The organism is Neisseria sp. WLZKY-1 (assembly GCF_046546535.1).
Lineage (GTDB): Bacteria > Pseudomonadota > Gammaproteobacteria > Burkholderiales > Neisseriaceae > Neisseria.
The window spans coordinates 86105-100309 of the sequence record NZ_JBKGTW010000002.1 but is presented as its reverse complement, the minus strand read 5'-3'; the positions used below and the strand labels follow the sequence as shown (position 1 = coordinate 100309).

At 59.2% G+C, this 14205-nt stretch carries 8 protein-coding genes; 6 read left to right on the top strand and 2 right to left on the bottom strand.

Going from position 1 to position 14205, the window contains the following annotated elements; translation table 11 throughout:
- Positions 1-37 precede the first annotated feature (37 nt).
- On the top strand, positions 38-3076 hold the full coding sequence (locus ACLD9W_RS01300) for a type I restriction endonuclease subunit R (RefSeq protein ID WP_410840332.1): 3039 nt from the start codon (positions 38-40) through the stop codon (positions 3074-3076).
- A 90-nt stretch (positions 3077-3166) separates the two neighbouring features.
- The gene (gene sbcB / locus ACLD9W_RS01295; RefSeq protein ID WP_410840331.1) at positions 3167-4591 is read left to right on the top strand and encodes an exodeoxyribonuclease I; all 1425 of its coding nucleotides are present in this window, start codon (positions 3167-3169) and stop codon (positions 4589-4591) included.
- Positions 4592-4848: 257 nt separating this feature from the next.
- Here the strand turns inward: sbcB and ACLD9W_RS01290 are convergent, their stop codons facing one another.
- The gene (locus ACLD9W_RS01290; protein WP_410840330.1) at positions 4849-6192 is read right to left on the bottom strand and encodes an NCS2 family permease; all 1344 of its coding nucleotides are present in this window, start codon (positions 6190-6192) and stop codon (positions 4849-4851) included.
- 110 nt (positions 6193-6302) lie between these two features.
- Positions 6303-7289, bottom strand: a complete 987-nt coding sequence (locus ACLD9W_RS01285; protein ID WP_410840329.1) for an RluA family pseudouridine synthase — start codon at positions 7287-7289, stop codon at positions 6303-6305.
- 461 nt (positions 7290-7750) lie between these two features.
- Here ACLD9W_RS01285 and ACLD9W_RS01280 point away from each other — a divergent pair, with 461 nt between their 5' ends.
- The 4 genes from ACLD9W_RS01280 to ACLD9W_RS01265 all read left to right on the top strand — a co-directional run bounded on the left by ACLD9W_RS01280 (position 7751) and on the right by ACLD9W_RS01265 (position 14150).
- Positions 7751-10531, top strand: coding sequence for an Rne/Rng family ribonuclease (locus ACLD9W_RS01280; RefSeq protein WP_410840328.1), 2781 nt, complete (start codon positions 7751-7753; stop codon positions 10529-10531).
- A 211-nt stretch (positions 10532-10742) separates the two neighbouring features.
- Positions 10743-11381: a hypothetical protein gene (locus tag ACLD9W_RS01275; RefSeq protein WP_410840327.1), complete on the top strand. Its 639-nt coding sequence runs from the start codon at positions 10743-10745 to the stop codon at positions 11379-11381.
- A 77-nt stretch (positions 11382-11458) separates the two neighbouring features.
- Positions 11459-11923: a hypothetical protein gene (locus tag ACLD9W_RS01270; protein WP_410840326.1), complete on the top strand. Its 465-nt coding sequence runs from the start codon at positions 11459-11461 to the stop codon at positions 11921-11923.
- Positions 11924-11978: 55 nt separating this feature from the next.
- Positions 11979-14150 carry a primosomal protein N' gene (locus tag ACLD9W_RS01265; RefSeq protein ID WP_410840360.1) on the top strand — a complete coding sequence of 724 codons (2172 nt, stop codon included), beginning with the start codon at positions 11979-11981 and terminating at the stop codon, positions 14148-14150.
- Positions 14151-14205: the final 55 nt, after the last annotated feature.

Sequence of the window (14205 nt, the reverse complement as noted above, 5' to 3'; positions counted from 1 at the left end):
TTTCAGGCCATCTGAAAATCAAATAAGAGGATAAACGATGTTTAACAAAGAATCAGATTTTGAAAAGGCGTTGGTGGCGCTGCTTGCAACCAAAGGCTGGGAGGCGCAAACGCTCAATTACCCCGACGAGGCGGCGCTGGTCAAAAACTGGCAGGCGCATCTGGATAAGACTAACGCGCATATCGACCGCTTGGACGTGCCGCTGATTGAATCGGAAATGGCGCAGATTCTGGAGCAGGTCAATGAGTTGAAAACGCCTTATAAAATCAATGAGTTTATCAACGGCAAAACGGTGTCGATCAAGCGCGAAAACCCTGCAAGCCGCCATTTCGGTAAGGAAATCTCGCTGGAGATTTTCGACCGCGAGGAGATTTCGGCAGGCAAAAGCCGCTATCAGATTGCGGTACAGCCGCGTTTTCGCGCGCGCAGCGATTTGTTTCCCCGGCAGCGCGGCGATTTGATGCTCTTGATTAACGGCATGCCGCTGTTTCATATCGAGCTCAAACGCTCTGGCGTGCCGATTAGCCAAGCGACCAATCAGATTGAGCGTTATCACGAGGCGGGGGCGTTTACGGGGATTTTCGCTCTGGTGCAGATTTTTGTGGCGATGACACCTGACGAATGCCGCTATTTTGCCAATTCAGACGGCAAATTAAACTCGGCGTTTTATTTCCATTGGGCGGATTTTAATAACGAGCCGATGGAGCGGTGGAATGAAATCGCCACGCATTTTTTATCGATTCCGATGGCGCATCAGTTTATCGGCGATTACACCATTGCCGATGCCAAAGATGGGCAGCTCAAAGTGTTGCGCAGCTATCAGTATTACGCGGTAAACAAAATCGCCGACACGGTGGCGCGGGCGGATTGGCGCTCGGGGCAGCAGCGCGGCGGCTATATCTGGCACACCACGGGCTCGGGCAAAACCATGTCGAGCTTCAAGGCGGCGCAGATGATTGCGCGGCACAAGGATGCGGACAAGGTGGTTTTCCTGCTCGACCGCATTGAGCTGGGCAAGCAGTCGCTGGAGGAATACCGCAATTTTGCCGACGATGAAAAAGACGTGCAGGCGACAGAAAACACGGGCGTGTTGCTCGGCAAGTTAAAAAGCGATTCCGACCGCAGCCGCCTAATCGTTACTTCCATGCAGAAAATGAGCAATATCAAGCACGAAGAAGGGGTAAACGAGGCAGATATTGCGCTCATTGCCGCCAAGCGGCTGGTGTTTATTGTGGATGAAGCGCACCGCACCACCTTTGGCGATATGCTTTTAACGATTAAAAAAACCTTTCCCCATGCGCTGTTTTTCGGCTTCACAGGCACGCCCATCGAAGTGGAAAACGCCAAAAAAGGCGCAACCACCGCTACCATTTTCGGCAACGGGCTGCATCGCTATTCGATTGCTGACGGCATCCGCGATAAAAACGTGCTGGGTTTCCACCCCTTCCATATCGGCACCTTTAAAGACAGCGATTTGCGCCGCGTTGTGGCTTTGCAGGCAGCCAAAGCCAAAGATGAGCAAGAGGCGTTTGCCGATGAAAAGAAAAAACGCATTTTTAACCAATGGATGAACGAAGCGAGCATGCTGGAAGTGGAAACGCAGATTCCCAAAGAGCAGTATCACACCGAAGCCCACACCCATGCCGTTGCCGACGACATTCTGCAAAACTGGACGCGCCTGAGCCAAAACGGCAAATACCACGCTGTTTTTGCCACCGCCTCCATCCCCGAAGCTGTGGCGTATTACCGCCTGTTCAAGCAAAAAAACGCGCCCATAAACATCACTGCGCTGTTTGACCCCAATATCGACAACAACGGGCAAGGCAGCCTGAAAGAAGACGGGATTGCCGAGATTCTGGCGGATTACAACGCGCAATTCGGCACAAGTTTCGGCTATGCCGATTATCCCAAATTTAAAGCCGATCTCTCTGACCGCTTGTCGCACATTAGGGCGTATAAAAACATCAAGCCCGAGGAGCAACTCAATTTGCTGATTGTTGTCGATCAAATGCTCACAGGCTTTGACAGCAAATGGCTGAACACGCTGTATCTGGACAAAATGCTCGATTATGCCAATCTGATTCAGGCGTTTTCGCGCACCAACCGCCTGTGCGACCCCACTGACAAGCCTTTCGGCATCATCCGCTATTACCGCAAGCCGCATACCATGCAGCACAATATCGACAAGGCGGTAAAACTCTATTCGGGCGACCGCCCGATGGGGCTGTTTGTGGACAATCTGGATAAATTCATCGCCAAAATGAACGGCCATTTTGCCGAAATCAGCGAAATTTTCCGCAATGCCGGTTATCCCGATTTTTCCCGAAACCCCAACGACGAAACCGCCTGCGCCAAGTTTGTGCAGCAGTTTAACCGCCTCAACGACGCGCTCGCATCGGCGAAGCTGCTGGGTTTTGTGTGGGAAAAATCCAGCTATGAAGTGGTGCAGGAAGACGACAGCGTGATTTGTGCCACGCTGAATTTCGACCGCGAAACCTACGACAAACTCTTGGCGCGTTATAAAGATTTGTTTAAAGAAAGCAGCGGCTCGGGCGGCAGCGGCGGCGAAGTGCCCTTTGATTTGCGCTCGCATATCAACGAAATCGAAACCGACAAAATCGACCAAGATTATATGAACACGCGTTTTGAAAAATGGCTCAAAATCATCGGCACGCCCGAAGAAGCCGCCGCCTTTGACGAACTGCACCAATCTTTTGCCACGCTCTCGCAGGAAGACCAGCGCTTTGCCGAACAGTTTCTGCACGATGTGCAGTCGGGCGACATAACGCTCGACCCCGCGCTGAGCCTGAGCGATTACATCACCGAATACAAAACGCGCAACGCCAACGCCAAAGTGCAGAAAATCATTGACGATTTGGGGCTGAACGGCAGCCTGCTGCGCGAAATGCTGGCCAGAAAATACAGCCGCGACAATTTGGATTTGGCAAAATTAAACGCGCTGAAAGATTCGGTGGACAAAGGAAAAGCGCAGGCGTTTTTTAATGAAACGCGCGGGATTTATTTGAATAAGGCGGTAGACGGGTTTTTACGCAGCTTTATCACCGACGGGGCATAGCCCGTATTATTTCCTGTAACAAAGGCCGTCTGAAACCCGGTTTCAGGTTTCAGACGGCCTCAAGCCCAACCACACAACCCACGCAAAACCATGTCCCAACCCGATTTCACTTTTTTCATCTACGACTACGAAAGTTTCGGCATCAACCCCGCAAACGACCGGCCGACGCAGTTTGCCGGTATCCGCACCGATGCGGATTTCAATATCGTCGGCGAGCCGGTGATGCTCTACTGCCGCCAAAGCAGCGATTATCTGCCCTCGCCCGAAGCGGTATTGCTTACCGGCATCACGCCGCAGGAGTGCAATGAAAAAGGTGTGTCCGAGCCGGAATTTGCCGCGCGAATTTGGGCGGAGTTTGCCCGCCCCAACACCTGCATCATGGGTTTCAACAATATCCGCTACGACGATGAAATGACGCGCTACCTGTTTTACCGCAACTTCATCGACCCCTACGAATACAGCTACAAAAACGGCAACTCGCGCTGGGATTTGCTCGATGTCGCCCGCGCCTGCTACGCGCTGCGCCCCGAAGGCATCGGGTGGCCGCGCGATTCAGACGGCCTGCCCGTGTTCAAACTGGAACAACTCACCGCCGCCAACGGCATCGCCCACGAACACGCCCACGATGCGATGTCCGACGTGTACGCCACCATCGAAACCGCCAAACTCATCAAACAAAAACAGCCGCGCCTGTTTCAATATTTCTTTGAACACCGCAGCAAAGCAGCGCTTGGCAAAATGGTTGACACGCAAAACTTCACGCCGCTGGTGCACGTATCGGGTATGTTTGGCAACCGGCGCGGCAACACCGCCCTCATCGCCCCACTTGCCCACCATCCCACTAACGCCAACGCGGTCATCGCCTGCGATTTGTCGGCCGACTTGGGCGATTTGCTGACCCTCGACGCCGACACCCTGCGCGAGCGGCTGTACAGCAAAAAAGAAGCCCTGTTGGAACAAGGCATTCTGCCCGTTCCGCTCAAGCTGGTGCACCTCAACAAATGCCCGATACTCGCGCCGCTCAAAACCTTGCGCGATGAAGATGCCGAGCGTTTGGGCATCAGCCGCGCCGGGTGCCTTGATAATCTCCAAGCGCTGCAAAGGCTGTCTGAAATCCGCAATAAAGTACAAAAAATCTACAGCGAAACGCGCGAATTTGCGCCAAGCGACAACGTGGAAACCGAGCTTTACAGCGGCTTTTTCAGCCCCGCCGACAAAAACGGCATGGCCGCCCTGCGCAGCCTGCCACCGGAAAAACTCGCCGAGCATGGTTTGACATTCCAAGATGCGCGCATCGAAAAGCTGCTGTTTCACTACCGTGCCCGCCATTTTTATCCCACCCTCAGCCGCGCCGAACAAATCCGCTGGCAGAAATACCGCCGCAAAAAACTGGAAGCCGCCCTGCCCGCTTTCGGCCAAAGCCTGCAAAGCCTGGCAGAGCAACACGCCGGCAATCCCGACAAACTCGCGCTGTTGCAGGCATTGTACGAATACGCCGAAAAGCTCACGGGATAGTGGCTTAGCCGCGCAAAAAGGCCGTCTGAAACCTGATTTGGGGTTTCAGACAGCCTTTATCTTGCTGCGGGATGCGGCAGAGCGGATTGCCGAATCCGACATTCTTCCGGCGCTGCTGCCTGTGCAACGCTTGTCGGATACAAGTATCCGACCTGCGGCCAAAGGCCGTCTGAAAGCACGAAACAGTGCTTTCAGACGGCCTTTCCGTCGTTCGGGCGTTTTCAGAAACGTCGTTTCCGTGAAGGCGGGAGCGGCCTTTACACGCCCAAGAACCAGAATTTCGCCGCCCACAAAACGGCGACCAGCCACACCATCGGCGGTACGTCTTTGGCACGGCCGCACAGGAGTTTGATGGCGGCATAGCTGATAAAGCCCATGGCGATGCCGTCGGCGATGGAGTAGGTGAAGGGCATGAAGACGATGGTGACGAAGGCGGGGGCGGCTTCGGTCATGTCTTCCCAGTCGATTTCCAGCACCGAGCGCAGCATGTGGATGCCGATATAAAGCAGGGCGGGGGCGGTGGCGAAGGCGGGGACGGTTTGCGCCAGCGGCGAGAACCACAGGCAGGCGAGCATCAGGACGCCGACGGTGACGGCGGTGAGGCCGGTGCGCCCGCCTGCCGCCACGCCCGCCGCGCTTTCGACATAGGGGGTGACGGACGACGTACCCATCGCCGCACCGGCAACAATGGCGGTTGAGTCGGCCAAGAGGGCGCGTTTGAGGCGCGGCAGTTTGCCGTCTACCAAAAGGCCGGCGCGGTGCGTCGTGCCGACCAGCGTGCCGGTGCTGTCGAACAGGTCGACCAGAAAGAATACAAAGATAACGGCGACCATGCTGCCGTGGAACAGGCCGTTGAAGTCCATTTGCAGCAGGGTGGGTTGGATGCTGGGGATGGCGGAAACAATGCCTTTGAATTCGGCCTGCCCGAGGGCGATGCCGAGCAGGGTGACGGCGAGAATGCCGAGAATAATCGCGCCGCGCACGCGGAAATAGTCGAGCAAAATGATAAGAAAAAAGCCGAGCATGGCCAGCAGCACCGGCCAGTTGGGGCTTTTGCCGCCGTTTTCGCCGAGGATGTAGATGTCGCTCATTTTGACCAGAGTGGCGTCGCTGGAAACGATAACACCGGCGTTTTTCAGGGCGATAAGGGCGAGGAACAGGCCGATACCGGCGGCAATGGCCATTTTCAGGCTCATCGGCAGGGCGTTGACCAGCATTTCGCGCAGTTTGAAAAAGCTGAACAATAAGAAGATGATGCCCGACACGAACACGGCGGCCAGTGCCACCTGCCAGGGCACGCCCATGCCTTTGACGACGGCGTAGGTGAAGTAGGCGTTCAAGCCCATGCCGGGGGCGAGGGCGATGGGGTAGTTGGCCGCCAAACCCATGACGAAGCAGCCGATGGCGGCGGAAATGCAGGTGGCGACGAACACCGCGCCGAAATCCATGCCCGCCTGCGACAGGGTGAGCGGGTTGACGATAACGATGTAGCACATGGTCAGGAAGGTGGTGATGCCCGCCATGATTTCCGTGCGCACGTCGGTGCGGTGTGCGGAAAGCCCGAACAGGCGTTCGAGCAGGCTGTTTGCCGGTTTGTCCATAGTTTTAAGAAAATTTAAGTTGGGTAAAAAGGGGCGGCATTATAAACGAATTGTGTACAAAGATAGGCCGTCTGAAAGGTTTTCAGACGGCCTCTTTACAATCTTGTCGGCTATTTCCGACAACCGTGTTCCAACATCGTCACAAACTGCGCCAAATCCTGCGGCAGCGGCGCTTTGAGCATGAGTTTTTCGCCCGTAAGCGGGTGGTCGATGTGCAGCTCGCTGGCGTGGAGAAACATCCGTTTCAAGCCGAGTTTCTGCAAACGGCGGTTGGCCTGATAGTCGCCGTAGCGCTCGTCGCCGGCAATCGGGCAGCCCTGCGACTGCATATGGACGCGGATTTGGTGGGTGCGGCCGGTTTTGAGCGTGGCCTCGACCAGCGTCAGGCGCGACAGGCCGACTTGGTGCAAGAGGCCGTCTGAAAAGCGGTTGAGAACGTGAAAAACGGTGTGCGCGCTTTGGCCTTCTTCGCTGACGCGCACCATTTTTTCGCCCTGCGCGCCGGTGTATTTCAAGAGCGGCAGTTTCACATGGAAGCGCCCGCCCGCCGCGCTGCCGACGCCGAGGGCGAGATAGGTTTTTTGCGGATAGTTACTGCGGATGGCTTCGTGCAGCTTGACCAGTGCGCTGCGTTTTTTGGCAATCATCAGCAGGCCGCTGGTGTCTTTGTCGAGGCGGTGGACGAGTTCCAGATAACGCGCCTCGGGTCGGGCGCGGCGCAACTGTTCGATCACGCCGAAGCTCACGCCGCTGCCGCCGTGTACCGCCACGCCCGCCGGTTTGTCGATGACGAGCAGCGCGTCATCTTCGTAAACAACGTCAAACTCGCGCGCGGGTGCGTCCTGCGTTTTTTCAGACGGCCTTGTCTTTTCGGCCGTGCGTACCGGCGGGATGCGCACGCTGTCGCCCGCTTCGATGCGGCAGTCGGGTTTGCAGCGTTTTTTGTTGATGCGTACTTCGCCCGCGCGGATGATGCGGTGGATATGGCTTTTGGGTACGCCTTTGAGAATTTTGAACAGAAAGTTGTCGAGACGCTGTCCCGCGTCCTCTTCCGCCACCGCCAGCAGGGCGGGCGAAGTTTTGCTTATTGGCTGCATTTTCTCTATAATCCGCCGCGTTTTGCCGCGATAGGCAAAACATATTGAAAAGAGCAATTTTATATTAAAAACGTACCCCGCAAAGCATTTCCTTCCCGCCCCGCAGCCGCGCGGCGGAAGCCAGCGGCCAAGTTCGAATGACTGCCGGACCGTTTGCGCATAAGACGAAGGCTGACGCCGCGCCGCGCCAACAGGCAACGATAATAAGAAGATGTCGGCTGACACCCCAAAATTAATTTTCTGTCCCAACGGCGCAAGCCGGACGGACGGCGGCGGCTGCAACCCGCCGCCCGCGTTCTTTATTTCCCCTTCTTAAAAAACATCCGGCAAAAAGCCGCACATGGCCGCCCGCAACGGACGGCATGCAGCACTGCGGCAGCACATTCGAAAACTGGTTGCGCGCCCCGCGCGGGTCAGAAACAGGGCAGGCCGTCTGAAAAACGCCTGCCCGAAAGGCAATCATGAAAAGAATGTTATTCAACGCCACGCAGGCCGAAGAGCTGCGCGTGGCCATCGTCGACGGGCAGACCCTGCTTGATCTCGACATCGAAACCCTGGGCAAAGAGCAGCGCAAAGGCAATATCTACAAGGGCGTCATCACCCGCATCGAGCCCTCGCTCGAAGCGTGCTTTGTCGATTACGGCACCGACCGCCACGGTTTCCTCCCCTTCAAAGAAGTTTCCCGCGCCTATTTCCAAGACTACGAAGGCGGCAAAGCCCGCATCCAAGACGTGCTCAAAGAAGGCATGCAGGTCATCGTGCAGGTGGAAAAAGACGAACGCGGCAACAAAGGCGCGGCGCTCACCACCTTTATCAGTCTGGCCGGACGCTACCTCGTCCTGATGCCCAACAACCCGCGCGGCGGCGGCGTCTCCCGCCGCATCGAAGGCGAAGAGCGGCAGGAACTCAAAGACGCGATGGCCGAACTCAACGTACCGCGCGGCATGAGCCTCATCGCCCGCACCGCCGGCATCGGCCGCAGCGTCGAAGAACTGCAATGGGACTTCGACTACCTGCTCAAACTGTGGCACGCCATCGAAGAAGCGGGCAACGCCCACCAAGAGCCCTACCTGCTCTTTATGGAAAGCTCGCTGCTCATCCGCGCCATCCGCGACTACTTCCGCCCCGACATCGGCGAAATCCTGGTCGACAATGCCGAAGTGTACGCCGAAATCTCCGAATTCATGTCCTACGTCATGCCGGCCAACACAGGCCGTCTGAAACTCTATCAGGACCACACCCCCCTCTTCTCCCGCTTCCAAATCGAGCACCAAATCGAAAGCGCGTTTTCACGCAGCGTCAGCCTGCCCTCCGGCGGCGCGATCGTCATCGACCACACCGAAGCCCTCGTTTCCATCGACGTCAACTCCGCCCGCGCCACCCGCGGCGCCGACATCGAAGACACCGCCTTCAAAACCAATATGGAAGCCGCCGAAGAAGTCGCCCGCCAAATGCGCCTGCGCGACTTGGGCGGTTTGGTCGTCATCGACTTCATCGACATGGAAAACCCCAAGCACCAGCGCGATGTTGAAAACGTCCTGCGCGACGCCCTGAAAAAAGACCGCGCCCGCGTGCAAATGGGCAAACTGTCCCGCTTCGGCCTCTTGGAATTGAGCCGCCAACGCCTGAAACCCGCTTTGGGCGAAAGCAGCCACGTCGCTTGTCCGCGCTGCGCCGGTACCGGCGTCATCCGCGGCATCGAATCGACCGCCCTGCACGTTTTGCGCATCATTCAAGAAGAGGCGATGAAAGACAATACCGGCGAAGTGCACGCCCAAGTACCCGTCGATGTCGCTACCTTCCTGTTGAACGAAAAACGCGCCGAGCTGTTTGCGATGGAAGAGCGTTTGGACGTCAACGTCGTCCTGATTCCGAATATCCATCTGGAAAACCCGCACTACGAAATCAGCCGCATCCGCACCGACGACATCGAAGAAGACGGCGAACCGAGCTACAAACAGGTTTCCGTACCCGAAGCCGACGAAAACGCCAAACCCTTCGGCGGCGAGCGCGTCAAAGCCGCCCGCCCCGAGCCCGCCGTCAAAGGCGTGAAACACACCCAGCCCGCCCCCGTTGCCGCCGAAGAGCCAAGCAGCTGGTGGGACAAATTCAAAAGCTGGTTCAAAGGACTCTTCGGCGACACCCCCGCTGCCGAGCCGCAGCCGCAGGAGCGCAAACGCACTTCCGGCAGCCGCCGCCCGCAAAACCGCCGCCGCAGCGGCAACCGCAGCCAAACGGCACGCAGCGCGCAGGCCAAAGCACAGGACGAAGGCGAAACCGACGGCGAAACAGGCGACAGCCGCAGCGACAAAGCCGACAAAAACGGCCGCAGCGGCAAACGCGGCAGCGGCGCAAACAGCCGCAACGCCGACAACCGCCGCAATGAAGGCGCCCCCGCCGAAGCCGAAAGCGGAACCCCGCGCGGCGAAAATGCCGCCGCAGGCGAAAAACGCGACAGCCGCAAACGCGGCAGACGCAGCGGCGAAGCCGAATCCGCAGCGGCAAGCGCAAGCGCCGCACCGATGCAGGCGCAGGACGAAAGGCCGTCTGAAAACGCCGCCGCACCGCAGGACAACGCAACGGCCGCCGTACAAAACGACGACGCGCCCGCACACAGCGACAACCGCCGCAACTGTAACAACGGCCGCAACCAGGAGCGCGGCAGCCGCAACCGCAACGGCCAAAACGGCAGCCGCCGCAACGAGAAAAAACGCAACATCCCCTCCGCCGCCAAAATCGAGCAGTATCTGATGATCGACGAAGCCGCAGGCCGCGTACTCGACGCCGTAGCGCACGTGTTCGGCGAAACCCGCCCCGCCGCCCCCCTGCCGCAGGACGACAGCAGCGACAAACCGCTGGTCATCACCATCCCCGCGCCGCAGGACGACGCACCGGCCGCCGCATCCGCCCTTACCGACGAAGCCGCCATCATCGGCAGCAGCGAAAAAGTCGCCGAAGCCGTCGCCCTCATCGTCGGCGAAAGCCACGCTGCGGATGAAACCGTCGGCAACCCCGCACCGCAAAACGGTACAAGCGCAGCAGCGCCCGCCGCCGCATCGGAACCCCCCGCCGCGCCGCAAGGCATGGTGCTGGTGCAGACCGACGCCGCCGCGCTGGCCGCAGCCGCCGACGCCCAAACACCGGCCGTACCGCAGGGCAAACGCCGCGCCGACCTGCCCCGCCCCGCCGCAGCCGCCCCGGCCGCAACCGAACTGACACAGGTCGAAACCCGCGCCGAATAAACGCGGCGCAACCCGGACAGCGGCAGCCGTTTTCAGACGGCCTGCCGCTGTTTTGCCGAAAACCCGCCGCGCAGGCAAAAGCAGAACCCGCTTTCCGCCGTGCAGCCCCGCCCGTTTTCACCCCGTTGAAACTTTGCTTTCAGAACCGCCATTGCCGCAGCGGCAGACAGGCCGTCTGAAACCCACCTTCCAACCACCGCAAGGAGCAATCATGAGCCTCACCTACGACACCGACGGTTTCCCCACCTATTACAGCAAAGCCCCCGTCCTCATCCTGCGCGACCCTCTGGCCGCCTTCCTCGGCGCGTCGGAAAGCGGCCTAATTACCTACCGCTACCTCGACGCGGTGAAACTGGCCGGGCACTCCTGCCCCACCGTCGCCGGCGCCTACCTGATGGTTTGCTGCGGCCTCAAAGCCCTCTACGGCGGCGACATTCCCGAGCGCGGCGGCATCGAAGTGCAGATGCAGGGCGCGCGCGACGAAGGCACGACGGGCGTGATTGCCGCCGTGGCCACCCTGCTCACCGGCGCGGCCTCCGAACAAGGCTTCGGCGGCATCGGCATGCACCGCCGCTTCTCCCGCCGTAACCTGCTCGCCTTCGACGGCAATATCGACGGCGTCCTCTCCCTGCGCCGCCGCGACAACGGATCGGCCGTAGAAGTCTTCTACCACGCCGGCCTCGTCCCCTTCGCCCCCGAAATGGCCGACATCATGCCCAAAGCCGTTTCCGGCAGCGCCACCGCCGACGAGCTGCGCCAATTCCAAGAAATGTGGCAGGGGCGCACCAAAGCCATACTGGTCGACAACGCCGACAATCCCAAACTGATCGAAGTGCGTCCGCTGCCCTGATCTGCCGCCGCACAAAGGCCGTCTGAAAGCAAAAAAAAAACGCTTTCAGACGGCCTCCCGCCACCCAGTCAAACAATATGCAAAACATCCGCTTCACCAAAGAAGACGGCATCGCTTCTTCCGTCGAACCCGTTTTCCTGCCGCCGCTGGACGCCGCCGCCGAGGTGTGGGTTTACAGCGAAAGCAGCCGTTATGCCGATTTCTCGCCACGCCAGCGGCGGATTTTCGCCGACTTTCTCGCCCTGCCCGACCAACGGGTTGTGCTGGGAAAGGAGACGGCCGCGCTCTACCGCGAACAAATCCGCGCGAGCCGCATTGTTCCCCGCGCGTCCGACCGCCCCGAACCCGCATACACCGCCTGCATCGTCCCCGCCCACGGCAGTTGCGCCGACGACTATCTCTATATCATCGGCGAAACCAACTGGCGCATTGCCGACAGCGACTGCTGTTTTGAAACGGAATACCTCTTTGTCAACAACCGTCTGGCCGCCGTCGGCGAAATGAGCGGCGATTACGCCCTTTTCCCGATTGCAGCGGAATAAAGGCCGTCTGAAAAACTATTTTCAGACGGCCTCAACCCCCAACCCACCCGCCCCCATGATTTACCACCGCATTGCCCTTAATGTGCCCCTTTCAGACGGCCTTTTGACCTATTCCCATCCCGAAACCCTGCCGCTTGGCACGCGCGTGGCCGTGCCGTTTCGCGGGCGCGTGATGGTGGGGATTGTGTGGGAAGCCGGTATTGCGCCCGATTTTGACCCGGCCAAGATTTTGCCCGTTCAGACGGCCTTTACCGCCGAAATGCCGCTGCCCGAAGACTGGCGCGGCCTGATTGCGTTTGCCTCGCGCTATTACCACTATCCGCTCGGCCAAACCGCTTCGCTCGCGCTGCCGCAGGGTTTGAAAGAGCCGAAGGACGTGGAGATGCCGCAGCCGCCGCTGTTTTACGCTTTAAACGAAGCAGGCAGGGCGCAAGAGCCGCCGAAGGCGCGTTTTCACAAAAAAGCCGCGCTGTGGCAGGCGTTGGCCGATTCAGACGGCCTTGCGATGGCGCAGCTCAAACGCATCAACGCGCAGGCGGCCAAGCTGGTGGACGAATGGTTGGCGCAGGGCTGGATAGACGCGCATACGGCGGGCAAACCCGTGTTGATGCCCTCTGAAAAAACGCTTAACCCCGACCAGCTCGCCGCCGCGCAGGCGGTTCAGACGGCCTTCGGGCGGTTTGCGCCCTTTTTGCTTTACGGCATCACCGGCAGCGGCAAAACCGAAGTGTATTTCGATGTGATGGAAAAAGTGTTGGCAGCAGGGCGGCAGGTGTTGTTTCTGCTGCCCGAAATCAACCTCACGCCGCAGCTTTTGGCGCGTGTGCAGGCGCGGTTTGCCGACGTGCCCACCGCCGTGTTACACAGCCAGACCGCCGCCGGACGGCGCACGCAGGATTACCTTCGCGCGATGGCAAACCAGGCCAAGCTGGTGATCGGCACGCGGCTGGCGGTGTTTACGCCGCTGGCCGATGTCGGGCTGATTGTGGTGGACGAAGAACACGATAGCTCGTTCAAACAAGACAACGAATTGCGCTACCACGCCCGCGATTTGGCCGTGTGGCGGGCGAAGCAGAGCGGTTGCCCGATTATGCTCGGCAGCGCGACGCCGAGTTTGGAGAGCTGGCACAAAGCGCAAAGCGGCGCGTATCAATTATTGGAACTCGCCCGCCGCGCCAACCCTGCCGCGCGGCCGCCGCAGGTGGAAATCCTCAACGTAGGTCGTCTGAAACTCGACAACGGCTTCTCGCCGCAAGCTTTAAACCTGTTGAAACAGAATTTTGCCGCCGGCGGCATGTCGCTGGTGTACCTTAACCGGCGCGGCTATTCGCCCGCGCTGTTTTGCGGCGACTGCGGCCACACATTCGGCTGCCCCAACTGCTCGGCCAAAATGGTATTGCACCAACGCGCCCGCCAACTACGCTGCCACCATTGCGACCACCGCACCGCCATCCCGTTCAAATGCCCCGACTGCGGCAACCAAGACCTGACCGCCGTCGGACAGGGCACGCAGCGCGTCGAAGAAACCCTGCGCGCCTTTCTGCCGCAGGCATCCGTCGTGCGCGTGGACAGGGACAGCACCGCCCACAAAAACGACTGGGACGAACTCTACCGCCGCATCGGCGAAGGTGGTATCGACATCCTCGTCGGCACACAAATGCTCGCCAAAGGCCACGACTTTGCGCGGCTCAACCTCGTGATCGTACTCAACGCCGACGGCAGCCTTTACAGCGCCGACTTCCGCGCCCCCGAGCGCCTGTTTGCCGAACTCATGCAGGTATCCGGCCGCGCCGGCCGCGCCGACACCCCCGGCCGCGTCCTCATCCAAACCCAAATCCCCGACCATGCCGTATTTGCCGCCGTCAAAGCGCAGGACTACCGCCTGTTTGCCGATGCCGAACTGGCCGAGCGGCAGCAATTTTCCATGCCGCCATTCGGCTTTCAGACGGCCATCCGCGCCGACGCGCCCGACATCGCCGCCGCCATGAATTTTCTCAACCAAATCCGCGACCGCCTCGCCCCCACGCTGCCCGAGAGCGTTACCCAATTTGGCGCCGCCCCCATGCTGATGGTGCGCCTGGCCGAACGCGAACGCGCCCAGCTTTTCCTCGAATCCGCCTCGCGCAAAGACCTGCACCACGCCGTATCGCTGTGGATACAGGCTTTGCAGCAGGAGCGCGATCACAAAATCAGATGGTCGGCCGATGTCGACCCGCAGGAAATGTGAGGCCGTCTGAAAAGGCAAAATCCGCCAAGCAATCGCCCACCAAATGCCGCCGCAA